Source organism: Kribbella sp. VKM Ac-2566 (assembly GCF_004366005.1).
Taxonomy (GTDB): domain Bacteria; phylum Actinomycetota; class Actinomycetes; order Propionibacteriales; family Kribbellaceae; genus Kribbella; species Kribbella pratensis.
In genome coordinates this window covers 256,517-276,405 of the sequence record NZ_SODT01000014.1, presented here as the reverse complement: position 1 = coordinate 276,405, position 19,889 = coordinate 256,517, and the positions used below count along the sequence as shown (strand labels likewise).

General features: G+C 68.3%; 20 protein-coding genes. 10 read left to right on the top strand and 10 right to left on the bottom strand.

All coding sequences use genetic code 11. The features are described from left to right. Positions 1 to 3 precede the first annotated feature (3 nt). Complete coding sequence (locus EV647_RS35210; RefSeq protein WP_238175849.1) at positions 4 to 801, bottom strand: helix-turn-helix domain-containing protein; 798 nt, start codon at positions 799 to 801, stop codon at positions 4 to 6. Between the two features lie 50 nt (positions 802 to 851). Between EV647_RS35210 and EV647_RS35205 the strand changes: the two genes are divergently transcribed. Then, positions 852 to 1,634: a phytanoyl-CoA dioxygenase family protein gene (locus tag EV647_RS35205; RefSeq protein WP_134010856.1), complete on the top strand. Its 783-nt coding sequence runs from the start codon at positions 852 to 854 to the stop codon at positions 1,632 to 1,634. 1 nt (position 1,635) lies between these two features. Here the strand turns inward: EV647_RS35205 and EV647_RS35200 are convergent, their stop codons facing one another. The 4 genes from EV647_RS35200 to EV647_RS35185 form a co-directional block, all read right to left on the bottom strand. Continuing rightward, positions 1,636 to 3,414 (bottom strand): 3-hydroxyacyl-CoA dehydrogenase family protein, encoded by a 1,779-nt coding sequence (locus tag EV647_RS35200; RefSeq protein ID WP_134010854.1) that lies wholly within the window; start codon positions 3,412 to 3,414, stop codon positions 1,636 to 1,638. 73 nt (positions 3,415 to 3,487) lie between these two features. Beyond that, positions 3,488 to 3,943, bottom strand: coding sequence for an NUDIX domain-containing protein (locus EV647_RS35195; protein ID WP_166680138.1), 456 nt, complete (start codon positions 3,941 to 3,943; stop codon positions 3,488 to 3,490). Next, positions 3,940 to 4,821 (bottom strand): bifunctional 2-polyprenyl-6-hydroxyphenol methylase/3-demethylubiquinol 3-O-methyltransferase UbiG, encoded by an 882-nt coding sequence (locus EV647_RS35190; protein ID WP_134010850.1) that lies wholly within the window; start codon positions 4,819 to 4,821, stop codon positions 3,940 to 3,942. The genes EV647_RS35195 and EV647_RS35190 overlap by 4 nt, the downstream gene beginning before the upstream one ends. Then, positions 4,818 to 5,141: a hypothetical protein gene (locus tag EV647_RS35185; RefSeq protein ID WP_202870535.1), complete on the bottom strand. Its 324-nt coding sequence runs from the start codon at positions 5,139 to 5,141 to the stop codon at positions 4,818 to 4,820. Before EV647_RS35185 ends, EV647_RS35190 begins: the two co-directional genes overlap by 4 nt. A gap of 49 nt (positions 5,142 to 5,190) precedes the next feature. Here EV647_RS35185 and nucS point away from each other — a divergent pair, with 49 nt between their 5' ends. From nucS to glmS, 3 genes are all read left to right on the top strand, one after another. Beyond that, positions 5,191 to 5,850 carry an endonuclease NucS gene (gene nucS, locus EV647_RS35180; RefSeq protein WP_130387417.1) on the top strand — a complete coding sequence of 220 codons (660 nt, stop codon included), beginning with the start codon at positions 5,191 to 5,193 and terminating at the stop codon, positions 5,848 to 5,850. Between the two features lie 81 nt (positions 5,851 to 5,931). Further along, positions 5,932 to 6,213 carry a hypothetical protein gene (locus EV647_RS35175; RefSeq protein WP_131292007.1) on the top strand — a complete coding sequence of 94 codons (282 nt, stop codon included), beginning with the start codon at positions 5,932 to 5,934 and terminating at the stop codon, positions 6,211 to 6,213. A gap of 48 nt (positions 6,214 to 6,261) precedes the next feature. Beyond that, a complete protein-coding gene (gene glmS, locus EV647_RS35170; RefSeq protein WP_134010848.1) occupies positions 6,262 to 8,082 on the top strand; it encodes a glutamine--fructose-6-phosphate transaminase (isomerizing) in 1,821 nt (606 codons plus the stop codon). Positions 8,083 to 8,085: 3 nt separating this feature from the next. On the opposite strand, the gene glsA is transcribed toward glmS, so the two are convergent. Next, positions 8,086 to 9,525, bottom strand: a complete 1,440-nt coding sequence (gene glsA, locus EV647_RS35165) for a glutaminase A (protein WP_134010846.1) — start codon at positions 9,523 to 9,525, stop codon at positions 8,086 to 8,088. 172 nt (positions 9,526 to 9,697) lie between these two features. On the opposite strand from glsA, the gene EV647_RS35160 reads away from it, so the two are divergent. Both EV647_RS35160 and EV647_RS35155 read left to right on the top strand, forming a co-directional pair. Beyond that, on the top strand, positions 9,698 to 10,813 hold the full coding sequence (locus EV647_RS35160; RefSeq protein ID WP_134010844.1) for a mandelate racemase/muconate lactonizing enzyme family protein: 1,116 nt from the start codon (positions 9,698 to 9,700) through the stop codon (positions 10,811 to 10,813). Then, a complete protein-coding gene (locus EV647_RS35155; protein ID WP_134010842.1) occupies positions 10,810 to 11,490 on the top strand; it encodes a FadR/GntR family transcriptional regulator in 681 nt (226 codons plus the stop codon). Before EV647_RS35160 ends, EV647_RS35155 begins: the two co-directional genes overlap by 4 nt. Here EV647_RS35155 and EV647_RS35150 read toward each other — a convergent pair whose 3' ends face one another. The 4 genes from EV647_RS35150 to EV647_RS35135 are packed head-to-tail and all read right to left on the bottom strand — an operon-like array spanning position 11,491 to position 15,723. Then, positions 11,491 to 12,741 carry a glucarate dehydratase family protein gene (locus EV647_RS35150; protein ID WP_134010840.1) on the bottom strand — a complete coding sequence of 417 codons (1,251 nt, stop codon included), beginning with the start codon at positions 12,739 to 12,741 and terminating at the stop codon, positions 11,491 to 11,493. It abuts the gene before it with no gap. Then, a complete protein-coding gene (locus EV647_RS35145; RefSeq protein ID WP_134010838.1) occupies positions 12,738 to 14,228 on the bottom strand; it encodes a tripartite tricarboxylate transporter permease in 1,491 nt (496 codons plus the stop codon). The genes EV647_RS35150 and EV647_RS35145 overlap by 4 nt, the downstream gene beginning before the upstream one ends. Continuing rightward, a complete protein-coding gene (locus tag EV647_RS35140; RefSeq protein WP_134010836.1) occupies positions 14,228 to 14,713 on the bottom strand; it encodes a tripartite tricarboxylate transporter TctB family protein in 486 nt (161 codons plus the stop codon). Before EV647_RS35140 ends, EV647_RS35145 begins: the two co-directional genes overlap by 1 nt. Then, positions 14,710 to 15,723 (bottom strand): tripartite tricarboxylate transporter substrate binding protein, encoded by a 1,014-nt coding sequence (locus EV647_RS35135; protein ID WP_134010834.1) that lies wholly within the window; start codon positions 15,721 to 15,723, stop codon positions 14,710 to 14,712. Before EV647_RS35135 ends, EV647_RS35140 begins: the two co-directional genes overlap by 4 nt. A 112-nt stretch (positions 15,724 to 15,835) precedes the next feature. Between EV647_RS35135 and EV647_RS35130 the strand changes: the two genes are divergently transcribed. Genes EV647_RS35130 through EV647_RS35115 form a run of 4 tightly spaced genes read left to right on the top strand, consistent with a single transcriptional unit; the run spans position 15,836 to position 19,833 of the window. Continuing rightward, entirely contained in the window at positions 15,836 to 16,723 is an 888-nt protein-coding gene (locus EV647_RS35130) for a LysR family transcriptional regulator (protein ID WP_134010832.1), read from the top strand. 51 nt (positions 16,724 to 16,774) lie between these two features. Then, the gene (kdgD, locus tag EV647_RS35125) at positions 16,775 to 17,689 is read left to right on the top strand and encodes a 5-dehydro-4-deoxyglucarate dehydratase (RefSeq protein WP_134010830.1); all 915 of its coding nucleotides are present in this window, start codon (positions 16,775 to 16,777) and stop codon (positions 17,687 to 17,689) included. Then, entirely contained in the window at positions 17,686 to 19,008 is a 1,323-nt protein-coding gene (locus tag EV647_RS35120; RefSeq protein ID WP_134010828.1) for an enolase C-terminal domain-like protein, read from the top strand. Before kdgD ends, EV647_RS35120 begins: the two co-directional genes overlap by 4 nt. Further along, complete coding sequence (locus tag EV647_RS35115) at positions 19,009 to 19,833, top strand: M55 family metallopeptidase (RefSeq protein WP_134010826.1); 825 nt, start codon at positions 19,009 to 19,011, stop codon at positions 19,831 to 19,833. The last annotated feature ends 56 nt before the right edge of the window (positions 19,834 to 19,889 follow it).

Genomic DNA, 19,889 nt, shown 5'->3' with positions numbered 1-19,889 from the left:
ACTCTAAGACCTCTTGCGGTACGCCGTGGGGCTTGATCCGGTGTGCAGACGGAAGCGGGTCGCGAAGTAGAGCGGGTCGGCGTACCCGACCTGGGCCGCGACCGACGCGACCGACCGGCTGGTGAGCTCCAGGAGCCGCGCCGCGGCGTCCAGCCGGCGGCGCTCGACGAACTGTTGCGGGCTGACGCCCAACTGCTCGCGGAACAGGTGCGCAAACCGTGACACCGAGAGATTCACGGCACGAGCCAACCGCGGTACGTCGAGACTCGCGGTCAGGTCCTGGTCGATCAGCTCGATCGCACGCAACAGGCGGTCGTCGATCTGCACCGCCTTCGGGTTCTGGGTGTCGCACCACAGCAGCGCCGCCTCCAGCGAGTTGGCGCTGAGCTGCTCGGCCTGCGGCAGGACGCTGTGTTGATGCCGTACGGCGTCGCGCAGGTGGTCGGCGATCCGCTCGAAGGTCGGTGCGGCGGGATGGAGCTGAACGATGCCGGGAGCAACTTCCGGCCAGTCCAGCAGCGGCAGCCAGTCCGGCTTCGGGTGCATGTGCGCGTAGCGGAAATGCCAGCGGTCACCGACCGTGGCGTAGTCGTGCAGGGTGCGCGGGCGGACCAGCGTGACGCTGCCCGGCGCGGCCGCGACCTGACCGAATCGTCCCTGGCCGTCGAGGGTCTGGACCAGCAGCCAGTCGGTCGTTCCGCGCCGCCGATACGTCGCGTACTCAGGGCCTTCGTCGAACTCACCGGTCACCAGCCGGCGTACCACCGGATGCGGAGACTCAGCAGGATATCGAAGGTTCACAGCTCGATAGCGTATCGCAGCCCGCGGCTCGGCCGCCGCATCCTGGAGACATGACAGTGGTTGACATCTACCAGCGCGACGGCATCGTCCAGGTCCCCCAGCTGCTCGAACCCGCCGAGGTCGAGCGGATCAAGACAGTCTTCATGGAGCAGGTCGCCGTCGACCACTCGCTCGCCATCGACGACGGCGTACCGGACGACGATCCGCTGGCGAAGTACCCGCGGTTCGTGCACCCGCACCGGGCAAGCGATACCGAGGCCGGCAAGCTCGCCATGGAGCTGATGCTCGACGACCGGATCCTCGATGTCGTCCAGGCGCTGATCGGTCCCGCGCTCGGCGCCCAGTCGATGTTCTACTTCAAGCCGCCGGGCGCCCGCGGGCAGGCGCTGCACCAGGACAACACGTTCCTGCGCGCCGACCCGGAGACCTGTCTCGCGGCCTGGATCGCGGTCGACGACGTGGACGCGGACAATGGCGGACTCGCAGTCGTCCCGGGCTCGCACAAGACCGAACTGGTCTGCCCCGAGCCGGCCGACCTGACCGAATCCTTCACCAGCGTCGAGGTCCCGGTGCCGGAGGGCCTCAGCAAGGTGCAGACGAAGATGAAGGCCGGCGACGTCCTCTTCTTCCACGGCAGCGTCGTCCACGGCTCCCGCCCGAACTCCACCGACGACCGCTTCCGGCGGTCGCTGATCTTCCACTACATCCCCGAGGACAGCGTGGAGATCGCGGCCTTCTACAACCCTCTGGTCCGCCCCGACCGCCGCGAGACGGTCCTCCCCGAAGCCATCGGCGGCGGCCCCTGCGGCGACTACGCCCAGGCCGAGCCGTAAGTCAGTTGGAGTAGTCGCGGAAGCCTCGGCCGGTTTTGCGGCCGAGGTAGCCGGCCGTCACCAGGTGCTCCAGCAGCGGAGCAGGGGCGAAGCCGGGCTCGCGGAACTCCAGGTACAAGGTGCGTTGAATGGCGAGCGAGACGTCCAGCCCGACCACGTCGAGCAGGGCGAACGGGCCCATCGGCAGGCGGCAGCCGAGCTTCATCGCGGCGTCGATGTCGTCGACACCGGCGTAGTGCGCCTCGAGCATCCGGACCGCGTCGTTGAGGTACGGGAACAGCAGCGCGTTCACGATGAAGCCGGCCCGGTCGCCGCACCGCACCGGGTGCTTGCCTGCGGCAACGGCCACGGCGGCCACCGTGTCGGCGACCTCGGGTGCGGTGCTGACGGTACTGACGACCTCGACGAGCTGCATCACCGGCGCCGGGTTGAAGAAGTGCAGCCCGACCACGTCACTCGGCCGCTTGGTCGCCATCGCCAGGTCGATCACCGGCAGACTCGACGTGGTGGTCGCCAGGATCGCGCCCGGCTTGCAGATCTCGTCGAACGTCTCGAACAGCGCCTGCTTGACGCTGAGCTCCTCGACGACGGCCTCGATCACCAGGTCGGCATGCGCGAGGTCGTCGAGCTTCGCCGTACCGGTCACCCGGCGCAGCGCGGCGTCCCGCTCCTCCGTGGACAGCTTGCCGCGCTGAACGCCCTTCTCCAGCGAGCGCTCCAGCACGCCGCGGACCCGGTCGACCTTCTCGGTACCGCGAGCAACGTACAGCACGTCGTACCCGGCCTTGGCGAGGACCTCGACGATGCCGACCGCCATCGTGCCGGAGCCGACGACACCGACCTGCCTGACCGCGCGGATCGGCACACCGTCCGCCGACACGACCGGGGTGTTTTCGTCGTCGACCACGACCGGCGAGTCCGGCGACTCGTAGGTGTAGAAGCCGCGCCCGGTCTTCCGGCCGAGGAGGCCCGCGGTCACCATCTGCTTGAGGATCGGGGCCGGCGCGTGCAGCCGGTTGCGGCCCTGCTTGTACATCGTGTCGAGAATCTCGTACGCCGTGTCCAGGCCGATCAGGTCGAGCAACGCCAGCGGACCCATCGGGTACCCGCAACCGAGCCGCATCGCCGCGTCGACGTCCTCGCGGGTCGCATAGCGCGACTCGACCATGGAGACCGCGTGGTTCAGGTACCCGAACAACAGCGCGTTGGCGATGAACCCGGCCCGGTCCGCCGCGACGACCGGGACCTTGTCGAGCCGGCGGGCCAGCGCCTGCACGTCCTCGACCACGTCCGGCTCGGTGACCACAGTCTTGATCACCTCGACGAACTCCTGCACCGGCGCCGGGTTGAAGAAGTGCATCCCGACCACGCGCCGCGGGCGCTGGGTGGCGACGGAGATCTCGGTGACCGACAACGACGACGTGTTGGTCGCCAGAATCGCGTCCTCGCGGACGACCTTGTCCAGTGCGGCGAAGATCTCGCGCTTCAGCTCGAGCCGCTCGACCACGGCCTCGATCACCAGGTCGCAGTCCGCGAGCGCCTCCAGCGAGGTGGCGAACGTGACCCGGTCGAACAGCGCCTGCTGGTCCTCGACCGACAGTTTGCCGCGCTTCACGGCACGGTCGGTCGAGTGCTGGATGTGCCCGCGGCCGCGCTCGACGGCTTCCTCGTCACGCTCGACACCGACGACCGTCAGGCCGTTGCGCGCGAACACCTCGGCAATCCCGGCGCCCATCGTGCCGAGACCCACCACACCCACCGTCGTCAATTCCCGAGCCATGCTGTGCACTATGCCAGTCCAGGCACTGGTAAGCCCATGAGCTGCGTCACCGGCGAGGTCAACCTCACACAGCTCACACTGTCTCGTCGATGACGACCGGAGTCGCCATCCAGCCGTCGAGCAGCCACCACGGGTCAGGTGCGCCCTGGAGTGCGGCGGCGATCGGTCGCGGCCGGAGGTCGCAGGCGGCGAGGTCTGCCACCGGGAGCCAGACGGCGCGATAGCTCCCCCGCTCCGAGTCGGCCGGGCTGTCCAGCTCCGGGCCGTCGCCGGTGCCGAACTCGCCGCCGATCACGTCGGCGACGAAGTAGTGCTGCGTGCTGTCGCCGAAATGCACGACCGCGACGGCAGAGCGGATCTTCACCAGCAGGCCGAGTTCCTCGTGAACCTCCCGGTGCGCGGCCTCCGCCGGGCTCTCGCCGTCCTCGACCTGACCGCCGGGCAGCACGTGGTACGTCCGCCCGTCGCGAACCCGCTCGATCGCGGCGATCCCGTGCTCGCCGAGCAGTACGACACCGGCGCGGATCACGAGCGCGTCGCCAGGATCTGGAACCAGGTGCCGATCTTCGAGTCACCGCGTTCCAGCCGCGCGACCGTCCACCCGGTCGCGGTCAGCAACTCACGGAGCGGATCTTCCTGCCAGAGAACGAAATGCCGCGGCAGGTCCAGGTGCCGGTTCGACCACTCCTCGCCTTTGCCCTCCCGGGTCGCGAACGCGAGGATCGGCGCGGAACGGGCCGCCTTCCGTAGTACGTCGACCAGTTGCGCGCGATCGAAGTGCAGGAACACCGCGCTCGCGTACACGGCGTCGTACGGACCGCCGAAGTCGTCGGTGATCGCGTTCAACCGGTCGGCGGCGTACCCGTCGGATCGCATCATGCCGACGAACGCCTGCGTCGCGTCGGTACGGCGTACGACGTACCCGCGGCTCTCCAGCTCGATCGCGTCCTTGCCGGTGCCGCTGCCGAGCTCGAGCACCCGTCCGCCCGGTGCGAGGTGTTCGGCGAGCAGGTCGATCAACAGGTGGTTGGGGTCCTTGGGGATCGAGTCGCGGAACTTGCCGGCGGCCTGCTCGTACGCCGCGAGCGTGAGCTCGTTGTCCGAGGCGACCCGGGTCCAGCCGTCGCCGGTGTGCTCGACGACGGCGGGCAGTTTGAGGCCGAGATCCAGCCCGAGGACGACGACGGTCTCGCCGCGATGCAGGTCCGCGATCGACTGCAGCTCCTCGTCCGGCTGCTGGGTCAAATCGGGTACGACGGTCAGCCGCACCGCGAGCGCCTCGGCCAACCGAGCGCCGGCGGCCGCCTCGAACGACCCGGCGTACACGTGCACGACCCGCTCACCCACCACCGCGTCCTGGACGTCACCGGGCAGCAGCAGGATCCGGGCGGGACACATGAGGTTCATCGATCGACGTACTCCAGGGCCTCGGCGGCGTAGTCCGGCCAGACACCGGACTGGTCGAGCGGGATCCTTACCCACTCCTTCATCGGCCGACCCATTCCCGGATCGAACTGCTCCGCACCGGGGACCGCCAGTGCCTTCTCCCGCGGCTCGGGCGGGAGCTTGAAGGTCATCGCGTCGCCGTACATCCCGGCGAGCACCTTCTTGCCGATCTTCAGGCACGGCATCCCGAACATGCTGCCGCGGACCACTCCGGCCCCTTCGAGCCCGGCCGCAACCGCGTCGTACGCCGCGACCGCCTCGTCGCTCACCTTCGGCATCATGCTCACCACCTTCCCACTCCGTAGCCCCGGTGCACTACCGTGCTTTCTCGTGCGCTTGGTGATTGCTACGTGTTCTGTTGACTACTCGGGGCGGCTGACGGCTCATCTGCCGATGGCGCCGCGGCTGCTGATGGTGAAGGCGGACGGGTCCGTGCTGATCCACGCCGACGGCGGGTCGTACAAACCGCTGAACTGGATGTCGCCGCCGTGCAAGCTGACGGAGGACGAGGGGGTCTGGAGCGTCACCAACAAGGCTGGTGAGGAGCTGCGGATCACCATCGAGGAGGTGCACAGCGACACGGCGTACGAGCTCGGGACGGATCCCGGCCTGATCAAGGACGGTGTCGAGGCGCATCTCCAGGAGCTGCTCGCCGAGCACGTCCACACGTTCGGTGAGGGCTGGACGCTGGTACGCCGGGAGTACCCGACCGCGATCGGCCCGGTCGACCTGCTGCTCCGTGACGCCGACGGCAAGCACGTCGCGGTCGAGATCAAGCGCCGCGGCGAGATCGACGGCGTCGAACAGCTGACCCGGTACGTCGAACTCCTCAACCGCGACCCCCTGCTGGCCCCGGTCCGTGGGATCTTCGCCGCCCAGCTGATCAAGCCGCAGGCACAGTTCCTCGCCACCGACCGCGGCCTCGACTGCCTCACCGTCGACTACGACGCCCTCCGCGGCATGGAGTCCGACGTCCTCCGGCTGTTCTAGCTCCTGACAAAGCAGGTAATTTGCCCGATTTCGGGCAGATGCTTGGCGTTGGCCCCGGAAAGACTGCATGGTGGACCAGTGATCAGTGAGGCGGCGGCCGTGGAGCCGGTCGACGAGCTGGCCGATCAGGTCAGCCGCACGACCGGACTGTCGGCGGATGTCGCGCGGCGCGTGGTCGCCGACGTACTGGCCTATTTCACCGAGACGACCGAGGAGTACGTCCGGCGCCGGCACCGTGAGCTGCAGACCTACGGCGCCCGCAACGACGAGATCTTCGCCCGTCTCGGCACCGAGCTCCGGCACTGGCCGGTCCGCTCACCCGAACTCTCCGCCCGCCAGCTACGACGGATCGTCTACGGCTGACGGGCCACTCTGGCACGACCGAGAAGACCTACGAAGGGGCACCACTACATGTGCGGAATCGTCGGGTACGTCGGCACCAAGCCGGCCGCGCCCATCCTGGTGGACGGACTGGCCCGGCTCGAGTACCGGGGCTACGACTCGGCGGGCGTCGCCGTCCTCGGGTCCAGCGAGCTGAAGGTGCACAAGGACGCCGGCCGGGTCCGTGAGCTGGAGGCGTCGCTGCCGAAGCGCTTCGGCGGCAAGCTCGGCATCGGCCACACCCGGTGGGCCACCCACGGCGGCCCGAGCAAGGACAACGCGCACCCCCACACCAGCGGCAACGAGCGGATCGCGGTCGTGCACAACGGCATCTTCGACAACGCCGGTGCGATTCGCGCGCAGCTCGAGGACGCCGGCGTCAAGCTGCGCTCCGAGACCGACACCGAGGTGCTCGCGCACCTGATCGAGCAGTCCGACGGCGCCACCCTCGAGGAGAAGGTGATGGCCGCCCTGCGCCGGATCGAGGGCACCTACGGCATCGCGGTGATCGACCTCGACTTCCCGGACCGGATCGTGGTCGCCCGCAACGGCAGCCCGCTGATCCTCGGCATCGGCGACGGCGAGATGCACATCGCCTCCGACGCGGCCGCGCTGATCCGCTACACCCGCCAGGTCGTCTACTTGGACGACGGCGAGCTGGCCACCGTCCGCGCCGACGGCTACCGCACGTTCACCCAGGACGCGTCCCCGACCACCAAGACCGCCAAAACGGTCGAGTGGGAGGCCGAGGAGTTCGAGCGCGGTCTGCACGAGCACTTCATGATGAAGGAGATCCACGAGCAGCCGGACGCGGTCGGCCGGGTCATCCGGGGCCGTCTGGACGAGCGCTTCCACACCGTGCACCTCGGCGGCCTGAACATGGACGCCCGCGAGGCGCGGGAGATCAAGCGGGTCAAGATCCTCGGCTGCGGTTCGGCGTACTACGCAGGTCAGATGGGCGCGCAGTTCATCGAAGAGGTCGCGCGGATCCCCGCCGACGCGGAGCCGGCGTCCGAGTTCCGGTACCGCAACCCGGTGGTCGAGCGGGACACCCTGTACGTCGCGGTGTCGCAGTCCGGTGAAACCCTCGACACCCTGGTCGCGGTGCAGGAACTGAAGCGCAAGGGCGGCCGGGTGATCGGCCTGGTCAACGCGGTCGGTTCGAGCATCGCCCGTGAGGTCGACGGCGGCGTGTACCTGCACGCCGGCCCGGAGGTCTCGGTGGCGTCGACGAAGGCACTGACCAACATGGCGGTCGGGTTCGCGATGCTCGGCATCCACCTCGGCCGGATCCGGGACGTGTCCCCCGCCGACGGCCGCCGGCTGATCGAGGGCCTGAAGAAGCTGCCGGCGGACATCGCCGCGATCGTCGCCCAGGAGGAGGAGCTGGCCAAGATCGCCGGCCGCCTCGCCAAGCACGAGAGCCTGTTCTTCGTCGGCCGGACCCGCGGGTACCCGGTCGCGCGTGAGGGTGCGCAGAAGCTGAAGGAGATCTCGTACCGGCACGCCGAGGCGTACCAGACCTCCGAGCTGAAGCACGGCCCGCTGGCGCTGATCTCGCCGGACGTGCCGAGCGTCGCGATCGTCCCCGACGACGAGCTGCTCGACCGCAACATCGGCGCACTGCACGAGATCGGCGCCCGGTCCGGCCCGCTGTACGTCGTCACGCACCCGGGCGTCGAGATTCCGGACGGGGTCGCGGCGAAGATCGTCGTACCGAAGAACGAGCCCGAGCTGGACCCGATCCTGCTGACGATCCCGCTGCAGATCATCGCGTACTACGCCGCGGTCGCACTCGGCCACGACGTGGACAAGCCGCGCAACCTGGCGAAGTCGGTCACCGTCGAGTAGAGGTCACAGGTGCTGGCCGGGCTGTCCCATGCGGCGCCCGGCCGCCCCGGCCTTCGCCGCGTCGGCGGCGTTCACCGTCACACCGCCCGACCCGGCCCTGGCTACGCCGCCGAGTGCGCGGTCGGCGGCGCTCGCTGCTTCGGCGCGCTTGTCGGCCTCGTTCATCTGGCCGCCGATCTGGTGTGCGGCGACGCGGCCGGCGGTCATGCCGCGGTACGGGTGCAGGCCGAACTCGTTGACCAGCCGCTTGCACACCTCGACCCCGCGCACCGAGTTGCCGACCGCGTCCAGCCGCGGTGAGAACACCACGACGGCCATGCGCTTCGACGGCACCACCATCATGACGTTGCCGGACACCCCGCTCTTGGCCGGCAGCCCGACCTGGTTCGAGAACTGTCCGGAGTCGTTGTACATCCCGCTGTGGCCCATCACGGACAGCACCCGCGCAGCGGTGTCCGCGGAGAACACCTGCTTGCCGCTCAACGGTGCGACTCCATTGTTCGCGAGCGTCGCGCCGGCCTTGGCCAAGCGCTCGGCGTTCATGGTGAGCGAACAGACCATCGTGTAGAACTCGGTGGCGTCCTCCGGGGCACGCCGGTCGGTCGGACCGGCGCCGTACAGCTTCCCCACCTTCGCCAGCGCGTTGGCGAACGCGACGTTGCCGAACCCGGTGTCGCGCTCGGCCAGGAACGTCGCACCGTGCACCTGCGGCCGCTCGCCCGTCATCGCCCTCCACGTGTCCTGGACGGTGGCCAGCCGGCCGGACTGATCCTTGCCGGACTCGACCAGCGCGAGCGTCCCGATCGCTCCGGCGTTGATCATCGGATTGTGCGGCCTGCCGTCCCGGCTGAGCGACAGCAAGGGATCGTTGAAGGGACCACCGCTCTGCTCCTGGCCGATCCAGCGGTGCACCTCCTCCGGGCCGAGCTGCTCCAGCGCGATCGCGTAGCTGAACGGCTTCGAGGTCGACTGCACGCTGAACTCTTCCGCGGTGTCGCCGATCGAGAACACCTGACCGTCGGCGGTGCAGATCGCGATCCCGAACTTCTCCGGATCCGCGTCCCGCAAGGTCGGGATGTAGTCCGCGACCTCGCCGGACCGCTCGTCCAGCAGGTCGGTATGGATCCGCTCCACCGCGTGCGCGAACTCCGCGAACTCGTCTGCGGGGACCGCGAGGTCACCGGTCAGCGTTCGCTGGATCACCCCGTGCTGCGCGACCTCGGCGAACGTGTCGAAGTCGAGCTGCACCGGTTGGGCGTACGGCGTGATCGCCGGCCGGCCGGCGGCGTCACGGACGCCGTCCAGCGCCACCCGTACCCGCGGATCGTCCGGCATGATGCCGGCCCGGCCGAGCGTGTTGAGCAATTCCCAGGACCAGATCCGGCCGTCGCCGTCCTCGTCGATCTCCACGTACGACCGGAGCAGCTTCTCCGCAACGTCCATTGGCTGCTTCCTTCCCCAGCTGGCGGCAGGCGGGCGCGCACGACCACACTGTCGGCACTGTCGGCGCGCAGCAGCTTGTCCAACTTGTGTTTCCAGAGCAGTCGCCTGGTGTTACGGCGACGTCAAACGAATCTGTTGTAGGACAAGTTGGCTGCTTGTATGATCACTGCCTATGGACCGCATCCGCCAGGTGAAGCTCTCGTCCGTCGTCCTCCCGCTCGAGCAGCCGATCAGTGACGCCAAGGTGCTGACCGGGCGGCAGCGGCCGATGACCGAGGTGGTGTTCCTGTTCGCGGAGATCGCGACCGAGCAGGACCAGCACGGCATCGGGTTCAGCTACTCGAAGCGGGCCGGCGGACCGGCGCAGTTCGCGCATGCGAAGGAGATCGCGGCCAACCTGATCGGCGAGGACCCGTCCGACATCGCGAAGGTGTACGACAAGCTGCTGTGGGCCGGTGCCTCGGTCGGCCGGTCCGGCGTCGCGACGCAGGCGATCGCCGCGATCGACATCGCCCTGTGGGACCTGAAGGCGAAGCGCGCCGGCCTGCCGCTCGCCAAGCTGCTCGGCGCACACCGCGACTCGGTGCGCGCGTACAACACCTCCGGCGGGTTCCTGCACGCCCCGATCGAGGAGGTGATGGAGCGCGCGTCGAAGTCGCTCGCCGACGGGATCGGCGGGATCAAGATCAAGGTCGGCCAGCCCGACAGCCGGATCGATCTCGACCGCGTCCGCGCCGTCCGGGAACACCTCGGCGACGACGTACCGCTGATGGTGGACGCGAACCAGCAGTGGGACCGCCCGACCGCGCTGCGGATCGGCCGGGTGCTCGAGCAGTTCGGTCTGGTCTGGATCGAGGAGCCGCTGGACGCGTACGACGCGGAAGGCCACGCCGAGCTCGCGGCGGCGCTCGACACCCCGATCGCGACCGGCGAGATGCTGTCCAGCGTCGGCGAGCACGTGCGGCTGATCGAGGCCCGCGCGGCGGACATCATCCAGCCCGACGCGCCCCGGATCGGCGGCATCACACCGTTCCTCAAGCTCGCGACGCTGGCCGACCACAACGGTCTGCAGCTCGCGCCGCACTTCGCGATGGAGATCCATCTGCACCTCGCGGCGGCGTACCCGCGCGAACCCTGGGTCGAGCACTTCGAGTGGCTGAATCCCTTGTTCAACGAGCGTCTGGAGACGGTCGACGGACGCATGCTCGTCCCCGACCGGCCGGGCCTCGGCTTCACGACCACCGAGCAGTGCGCGCGCTGGACCGTGGACAGTTGTGAGTTCCGGTGAGCGGACTGGCGGATCAGATTGTCGAGGATCTGAAGCGGCGGATTCTCAGCGGCGGGATCGCGCCGGGCGAGAAGCTGCCGGGTGAGAACAGTCTGGTCGAGGAGTTCGGGGTCAGCCGGACCGTCGTACGCGAGGCGGTCTCGCGGTTGCAGGCCGCCGGGCTGGTAGAGACGTTCCAGGGGCGTGGCTCGTTCGTGCTGGAGGTCCCGGAGCGTACGCCGGGATTGCGCGAGGTGCGGTCGCACCGCGACGTCCTCGACTTGATGGATTTCCGGATCGGCGTCGAGAGCGAGGCGGCCGGGCTGGCGGCGCTACGGCGTACCGACCATCAGCTGAAGGGGATCGAACGGGCGCTGGACGATTTCCGGCGGGTCGGCGACGATCCGGGGCGGTCGGTGGAGGCGGACTTCGCGTTCCACCTCAAGGTCGCTGTTGCCTCGGGCAACCGGTTCTACGGGGACCTGATCGGGGAGCTCGGGCCGATGATGATCATGCTGCCGCGGACCCGGCTCGACCCGGCGTACGAGATGTCGGACCCGGAGCACCTGACCCGCGTGGTGCACGAACACGAGAACATCAGCGCGGCGATCGCGCGGTCCGAGCCGGAGGCGGCGCGGGCGGCGATGCGGGTGCATCTGTCGAGCACGCGACACCGGTTGCTGACGCACAACCCCTGACTACCAGCGTGCTGTGTGAGGGCTGAACCCCGGATCGACCGTCCGCATGTACGTCGTGTCATCGCGCTTCCGAATCCCGCACGCCAGGTACTGCTCGTGCAAGGCCCCCAGCACCTCGACATCCAGCTCGACACCGAGCCCCTGCCCACGAGGCACCCGCACACTCCCGGACTCGAACGCCAACACACCCGGCTTGATCACGTCCTCGGTCTTCCATGGGTAGTGCGTGTCGCACGCATACGTCAGATTCGGCGTCGCCGCGGCAAGATGCGTCATCGCGGCGAGACTGATCCCGAGGTGTGAGTTGGAGTGCATCGACAACCCCATCCCGAACGTGTCGCAGATCCCCGCCAGCAACTGCGACCGCCGCAGCCCACCCCAGTAGTGATGATCCGACAGCACCACCTGTACTGCGTCCGCGAGCACCGCCGGCCTCAGGTGTGCGAAGGCGATCACGCACATGTTGGTCGCCAGAGGAATCTCGGTTTGTCGCGCAACGGCCGCCATACCGTCGATCCCGGGTGTCGGATCCTCCAGATACTCCAGTACGCCGCTGAGCTCCCGAGCGACCTGCACCGACGTGTCCACGGTCCACGCACAGTTCGGATCGATCCGCAGCTTGTGCTCCGGGAACGCCTCGGCGAGCGCCCGCACCGCCTCGGCCTCCTGCGCCGGCGGGAACACACCGCCCTTCAACTTGATCGCCGTGAACCCGTACTCGCCGATCATCTTCGCGGCCTGCCGCACGATCCCGTCCGGATCGAGCGCCTCGCCCCACGCGTCCGCTTCACCACCTGGATGCGCGGCCCACTTGTAGAACAGATACGCACTGAACGGCACCTCGTCCCGGACCACCCCGCCGAGCAGGTCCACCACCGGCAGCCCCAACTGCTTGCCCTGCAGGTCGAGCAGCGCAACCTCGTACGGCGACAACACCACGTCGACCGGGTCCTGCAGGTTGAGCATCCCGCCGACCTGAGCCCCGCCACCACTGGTCAGTACGTCGTTCACCCGCTGACGCAGGCCGTTCACGTCGAAGATGTCCAGCCCGGGCAGTACGTCGGCGACGGCGCGCAACCCTGCCAGATGGTCGTCGGCGGCGTACGTCTCCCCCAACCCGACCAGCCCGTCGTCCGTCCACACCTGGACGATCGTCCGCAGCGCGAACGGTTCGTGGACGCCGACCACGTTGAGCAGCGGTGGGTCCGCGAACGCGACCGGGGTGAGTTCGACGCGGGCGATCTTGCTCATACGCGTTCCTTCTCCTTGCGTCGACGTACCAGCAGCCGGACACCGGGCAGTGCGAGGACGACGATCAGCGCCACGAGGACCGTGCCGGAGATCGGCCGGGTGAAGAAGCCCATCGGGTTGCCGCCGAAGATCAACAGCGACTGCCGGACCGCGGTCTCCATCACGCTCCCGAGGACGAACGCGAGCACCAGCGGCCCCGGCTCGAACCCGAACTTCTTCATCAGGTACCCGAGGACGCCGAACACGATCACCAGGAACATGTCGAACACCTGGTTCGCCACCGTGTAGACCCCGAGCAGCGTGATCAGCACCGTGATCGGCGCGAGGACGGCGGGTCGTACCTTGAGGATCTTCACGAACACCCCGACCAGCGGGATGCTCATGATCAGCAGCAGGATGTTGCCGAGGTACATCGAGTTGATCACGCCCCAGAACAGGTCCGGGTGCTCGGACACCAGTTGCGGACCGGGCGCGATCCCCTGGATCAGCAGCGCGCCGAACATCAACGCCATCGTCGCGTTCGCGGGGATTCCCAACGTCAGCAGCGGGATGAACGACGAGGTGGCGGCCGCGTTGTTCGCCGTCTCCGGTGCCGCGACCCCCTCGACCGCGCCGCGACCGAACCGCTCGGGTTCCTTCGTCCGCCGTTTCTCCACCGCGTACGCGACCAGCGACGACAGCGTCGCGCCACCACCGGGCAGTACGCCGAGCACGAAGCCGATCACCGATCCGCGGGCGATCGCCCCGCGCGACTGCCGCAGGTCGGCCCGGGACGGCCAGGCGTTCGCCACCGCGACCGGCGCCTGCACCTTGTGATGGCGTTCCTCGAGGTTGTAGAGGATCTCGCCGAGCCCGAACAGGCCCATCGCGATCGGCACGAAGTCGATGCCGTCGGCAAGGTTCAGGCTGTCGAACGTGAACCGGCTCGCCCCGGTGAACGTGTCCCGCCCGACCGTTGCCAGCAGCAACCCGAGCCCCGCGGCGATCACCGCCTTCAGCCGGCTGCCGTTCCCGACGGTCGCCACCAGCAGTACGCCGAACAACGACAAGGCGGCGTACTCCGGCGGACCGAAGTCGAGCGCCACGCCCGCGACCACCGGAGCTAGCAGTGTCAGCCCGATGATCGACACCGTGCCGCCGATGAACGACCCGATCGCCGCGATGCCGAGTGCCGTTCCGGCTCGTCCTTGTTTGGCCAGCGCGTATCCGTCGAACACGGTGACCACGGAGGACGCCTCGCCCGGTAGCCGCAACAGGACGGACGTGATCGTGCCGCCGTACTGCGCACCGTAGAAGATGCCGGCCAGCATGATGATCGCGGACACCGGCTCCACGCCGTACGTGATCGGCAGCAGGATCGCGATCGTCGCGGCCGGGCCGAGGCCGGGGAGGACGCCGATCAGCATGCCGATCACGACGCCGATCAGGCAGTAGAGGAGATTCGCGGGCTCCAGGACGACGCCGAAGCCGTCGATCAAGCCGCCCATCAGATCAACCTGGGCAGCGGAATCTGCAGCAGCAGCACGAAGAGGACGTAGAACGCGGCGACCGTCCCCACGCTGATCGCGACCGACGAGACCCAGGACTCCTTGCCGAGGAACCGCAGCCACACGAACGTCAGCAGCAACGACGGAATCTCGAACCCGATCAACGGCAGCACGGACGCAAAGACCGCCAGCGTCAGTACGGCGACCGCGGTCTGGACACTCGACCGCGAGAACTGCTCGGTGTCCGTCCCGTGCCGGCCGACCAGTGCAAGGATGATCGACAACACGGTCACGACAACGCAGACCACGAACGGCCACAGGCCCGGCCCGGGCTGGGTCAGCCGACCCAACCCGAGCGCGAGCGACCCGATCACTCCAGCGATACCGACGACAGCGGCGACGACCGCGGCCCCGAGCTGGGACCACGGCCCCGCGTGCGGCGGGCGATCCTCGGCGAGCTCCTCCCGCAGCGCGGCCTCACTCACTTCTTGGCCGCCAGCGAGATCCCGAACTGGTCGAGCTGTGCCTTGTACTTCGTCGCGTACCCGTCGAGGATCTTCCGCACCTCGTCCGGCGGCACCTCGATCGGCGTCAGGCAGTGCGCGTCGTTGAACTTCTTGTACGCGTCGGTCGCGTAGGTCTTCTTCGCCGCGTCGGCCAGCTTCGTCCTGACGTCGTCCGGCGTACCCTTCGGCGCCGTGAGGAAGCGGTACTGCGACACCACGACGTCGTACCCCTGCTCCTTGGCGGTCGGCACGTCGGGCAGGAACTTGATCCGCTCGGCCGAGAAGACCGCGAGCGGGACGACCTTCTTCGCCTTGATCTGCTCGATGCTGTCGCCGACCTGGATCGTTGCCACGTCGACCTGGCTGCCGAGCAAAGCGGTCAGCGCCGGAGCACCACCGTCGAACGGTACGTCGGTTGCGGGGATGCCGGCCTGTTTGAACGTCAAGGCGGACGCGAGTTGCGCGCCGGTGCCGACACCGGTGGTGCCGTACTTGACGTTCTTGCCGGCCTTCTTCAGGTCGGCGATCGTCTTGTAGCCGGAGCCGACCGGCGCGATCAGCACGTAGTCGTCCTGCGAGATTCCGCCGAGCAGGTCGAAGTCGTCGAGCTTCACCACCTCCTTGGCCGACACCGCGAGCGGGGTGATGGTGAACAGGGACGCGTTCTGGACCGCGATCTTGTAGCCGTCCGGCTTGGCGGCCTGCAGTTCCTTGGCGTTCAGCGCGCCGTTCGCACCAGGCTTGTTGACCACCGGCACCGAGACACCGAGCTCCTTGCCGAGCCCCTCCGCGATTGCTCGCGTGATCAGGTCGGTGCTGCCGCCCGGAGAAGCACCGACGCTCATCTGGATGTTGCCGGTCGGATAGTCACCCTTGCCGCCGGTGGAGGTCGTCTTGACCCCACCGCAGCCTGCCAACACGACTGAAGCCATTGACACAGCACTCACCGCCGTCACCAGGACGCGGCGGTTGAGCTTGCTGAACAGCATCGGAATCCTCCTCTGCGGAGAGTGGTCCTCCGGCTCGATTGCGTGAGCGTAAGAAGGGTGGATCATGCGTGTCCAAGGCCGATGTGGCATCGAGTGATACCTTTCCTGCATCATGTTTTCGCTCGACCAGCTGAGCGCGTTCGTCGCCGTCGCCGAGGAGCTGCACTTCGGTCGCGCCGCCGAGCGGCTGAACATGACTCAGCCGCCGTTGAGCCGCCAGGTGCAGAAGCTCGAGCGGGCCGTCGGCGCGCGGCTGCTCGAGCGCGACAACCGCAAGGTCGAGCTGACCGAGGCCGGGCAGGCGTTCCTCACCGAGGCACGCCGGCTGCTCGCGCTGGTCGAGACCGCGGGCGATCTCGCGCGCCGGGTGGACCAGGGCGCCGCGGGAACGCTGCGGCTCGGGTTCACGGCCACGTCGGCGATCCGGACGCTCGGGCCGCTGCTGCGCCGGCTGTCCGAGGAACTGCCGGACGTCGACGTGATCCTGCACGAGCGGGTCACGCCCGCGCAGATCGACGGGCTGCTGCGCGGCGAGCTGGATCTCGGGCTCGGGCGGCCGCCGTTCGACTCCGGCGTACTGGACTCCCGGATCGTGGTCCGCGAGCCGTTGTGCGCTGTTGTCCCCGGCAACCATCGGCTCGCCGCGCTCGGCCGGCCGTTGACGTCGGCGGACTTCAGCGGGGAGCAGGTGATCAGCTACTCGCCGACCCAGGCGCGGTACTTCCACGAGTTGACCGTCCGGTTCCTCGCCGAGTCGCATCCGCGGATCGAGCAGCGGGTGCAACAGATCCTCACGGTGATCCTGCTGGTCGCCGCCGGTCGCGGGGTCGCGCTCGTACCGGCGTCGGCCCGGCACCTCGGCGTCGAGGGCGTGACGTACTGCGACCTGGACGGACCGGGCGGACCTGTCGAGGCGGTCGAGTTGCACGCGATCTGGCGGCAGGACGCGACCAGCCCGGTCCTGCAGCGCGTGCTCACGATGCTCCCAGAGCATCATTAGATCCAAAATCGATCTTGGACAGGTATCCACCGACGTTCCTACGCTGACGGCGTGACCCACTACTCCCCCACTGAACTCGCCGCGCAGCTCAAAACCGGCCTGCTCTCGTTTCCCGTGACGCACTTCCACGCGGACCTCAGCTTCAACGAGGCCGGGTACCGCGAGCACTTGTCCTGGCTGAGCCAGTTCGACGTCGCAGGCCTGTTCGCCGCGGGCGGGACCGGCGAGGGCTTCTCGCTGACGCCGGTGGAGATCGACACCGTCGTACGGACCGCTGTTTCCGAGGTGAACGGGCGGGTCCCGGTGATCGCGCCGGCGACCGGTGGAACCGCGTCCGCGGTGGCGGGCGCCCAGGCGGCGGAGGCGGCCGGTGCGGACGGGGTGCTGCTGTTCCCGCCGTACCTGACCGAGGCGGGTCAGCGTGGTTTGATCGAGCATGTGTCGGCGGTGTGCCGCAGTACGGGCCTCGGGGTGACGGTCTACAGCCGGGCGAACGCGATCCTCGATGACGTGACGGTCGCGGAGCTCGCGGACAAGAACCCGAATTTCGTGTGCCTCAAGGACGGCGTCGGGAACGTCGAGCAGATGACGCGGACGTACGCACGGGTCGGCGAGCGGCTCACGTACGTCGGCGGGCTGCCGACGGCGGAGACGTTCGCGCTGCCGTTGCTGCAGCTCGGGTACAGCACGTACTCGTCGGCGATCTTCAACTTCGTGCCGGAGTTCGCCCTCGGCTTCTACGCCGACGTGATCGCCCAGGACCGCGATTCGGTCTACCAGAAGCTCCGGGAGTTCGTGATTCCCTACCTGGACATCCGCGATCGGACCAAGGGGTACGCCGTTTCGATCGTGAAGGCCGGCGTCAACGTGATCGGGCGCAGCGCTGGGCCGGTCCGGCCGCCGTTGCAGGACCTCAGCGACGAGGAACTCACACAGCTCGCGGAGTTGATCGGGAAGGTGAAATGACGCCTACCGTCACCTCGGTGGAGGTCGTGCCGGTTGCCGGGTACGACAGCATGCTGCTGAATCTGAGCGGGGCGCACGGGCCATTCTTCACCCGGAACGTCGTGATCGTCACCGACAGCTCGGGCAACACCGGCCTCGGCGAGGTCCCCGGCGGCGAGCGGATCGCCAGCACGATCCGGGACGCTGCGCCGCTCCTCGTCAACCAGTCGCTCGGTCGATACCGTCACCTGCTTCAGACCATCTCCACCACCTTCGCAGGTCGTGACAGTGGTGGGCGCGGGCTGCAGACCTACGACCTCCGGACGACGGTGCATGCCGTGACGGGGCTCGAGTCGGCGCTGCTCGATCTCCTTGGGCAGCATCTCGGCGTACCTGTCGCTGAATTGCTTGGTGACGGGCAGCAGCGTGCCGCGGTCCCGGTGCTGGGATACCTGTTTTATGTAGGAGATGTTGCGCTAACAGACCTGCCCTACCGGATAGAGGAGGGTGGTGCGGATGGGTGGCTCGGGCTCAGGCGGAGGCCGGCTCTGACGGCTGAGGCGGTGGTGGAGCTGGCTGTGGCGGCGCAGGAGCGGTACGGGTTTGCGGACTTCAAGCTCAAAGGTGGCGTGTTCGATCCGCATGTCGAGGTGGACGCGGTCCGGGCGCTGCACGAGCGGTTCCCCGCGGCGCGCATCACGGTCGACCCGAACGGCGCGTGGCTGGTCCGCGAGGCGGTCGCGGTCTGCTCGGGTCTGGACGACGTACTGGCGTATGTCGAGGATCCGTGCGGCGCCGAGTCCGGGTTCTCCGGGCGCGAGACGATGGCCGAGTTCAAGCGGCAGACCGGTCTGCGGACGGCGACCAACATGATCGCGACCGACTGGCGCGAGCTCGCGCACGCGATCCGGACGGACGCGGTCGACATCCCGTTGGCGGATCCGCACTTCTGGACGATGGCCGGGTCGGTGCGGGTCGCGCAGCTGTGTCACGACTTCGGGCTGACCTGGGGTTCGCACTCCAACAACCACTTCGACATCTCGCTGGCGATGTTCACGCACGTGGGCGCGGCCGCGCCGGGTGACATCACCGCGCTCGACACGCACTGGATCTGGCAGGACGGGCAGGCCCTGACCAAGGAGCCGCTGCAGATCGCCGGCGGCGAGATCGCCGTACCGACGCGACCGGGGCTCGGGGTCGAACTCGACCGCGACGCGCTGGCGGCCGCGCACGAGCTGTACCTGAAGCACGGCCTCGGGGCGCGCAACGACGCGATCGCGATGCAGTACCTGATCGAGGACTGGGAGTTCGACCCGAAACGGCCTTGTATGGTGCGGTAGATGAAGATCTTCTTGTCGACAGACATGGAGGGTACGGCGGGGGTCGTCGACTGGAGCCAGTGTCGCGGACCGGGACCGGAGTACGAGTACTACCGGGGCCAACTGCAGGCCGAGGTGAACGCCGCGATCGACGGCGCGCTGGCCGCGGGCGGGACCGAGTTCCTGGTGAACGACTCGCACTCGACGATGCAGAACCTGCGCCCGGACGAACTGCACGGCCGCGCGAGCTACCTGTCCGGGAAGCACAAGCCGCTGTACATGATGCAGGGCCTCGACGACTCGTTCGACGCCGCGTTCTTCGTCTCGTACCACGGGTCGGCGGGGTCGACGTCGTCCGTGCTGCATCACACGTACAACCCGCGGGCGATCGCCGAGGTCCGGCTGAACGGCGCGATCACCGGTGAGGCCGGGATCAACGCGCTCGCTGCGCTGGCGTACGGCGTTCCCGTCGTACTGATCTCGGGTGACCGGGTGACGATCGACGAGGCACAGGCGTTCTGTCCGGAGATCGAATCGGTCGTCGTGAAAGACTCGGTGTCGCACAACGCTGCCCTGTCGGTGCATCCGGAACGGGCCAGGGAGCTGATCCACGACGGTGCCCGCCGCGCGCTCGCCCGGCTGAGCGACATCCGGTTGCCGAGCATCCCGCTGCCCGCCGAGCTGACCGTTCGCTTCCACAACGGCGCGTTCGCCGAGCTGGCCTGCGAACTGCGCGGCGTCGAGCGGCGCGAGGAGAAGGTCGTTGCCTTGCGCAATGATGACCCGCTGCAGTTGTACCGAACCTTCATCGCGACCGTCCTGCTGAGTCGCGGCGTCAGCGAGTAACCATGCGTTCAACTGCCGTTGCGCAGGATAGGTTTTGATCGCAGCTGTCGACACCC

Coding starts and splice junctions, on each gene's coding strand:
- EV647_RS35205 (WP_134010856.1), top strand. CDS start 852: ATGACAGTGGTTGACATCTACCAGCGCGACGGCATCGTCCAGGTCCCC.
- EV647_RS35200 (WP_134010854.1), bottom strand. CDS start 3,414: ATGGCTCGGGAATTGACGACGGTGGGTGTGGTGGGTCTCGGCACGATG.
- EV647_RS35190 (WP_134010850.1), bottom strand. CDS start 4,821: ATGAACCTCATGTGTCCCGCCCGGATCCTGCTGCTGCCCGGTGACGTC.
- EV647_RS35185 (WP_202870535.1), bottom strand. CDS start 5,141: ATGATGCCGAAGGTGAGCGACGAGGCGGTCGCGGCGTACGACGCGGTT.
- glmS (WP_134010848.1), top strand. CDS start 6,262: ATGTGCGGAATCGTCGGGTACGTCGGCACCAAGCCGGCCGCGCCCATC.
- glsA (WP_134010846.1), bottom strand. CDS start 9,525: ATGGACGTTGCGGAGAAGCTGCTCCGGTCGTACGTGGAGATCGACGAG.
- EV647_RS35160 (WP_134010844.1), top strand. CDS start 9,698: ATGGACCGCATCCGCCAGGTGAAGCTCTCGTCCGTCGTCCTCCCGCTC.
- EV647_RS35150 (WP_134010840.1), bottom strand. CDS start 12,741: ATGAGCAAGATCGCCCGCGTCGAACTCACCCCGGTCGCGTTCGCGGAC.
- EV647_RS35145 (WP_134010838.1), bottom strand. CDS start 14,228: ATGGGCGGCTTGATCGACGGCTTCGGCGTCGTCCTGGAGCCCGCGAAT.
- EV647_RS35135 (WP_134010834.1), bottom strand. CDS start 15,723: ATGCTGTTCAGCAAGCTCAACCGCCGCGTCCTGGTGACGGCGGTGAGT.
- EV647_RS35130 (WP_134010832.1), top strand. CDS start 15,836: ATGTTTTCGCTCGACCAGCTGAGCGCGTTCGTCGCCGTCGCCGAGGAG.
- EV647_RS35120 (WP_134010828.1), top strand. CDS start 17,686: ATGACGCCTACCGTCACCTCGGTGGAGGTCGTGCCGGTTGCCGGGTAC.
- EV647_RS35115 (WP_134010826.1), top strand. CDS start 19,009: ATGAAGATCTTCTTGTCGACAGACATGGAGGGTACGGCGGGGGTCGTC.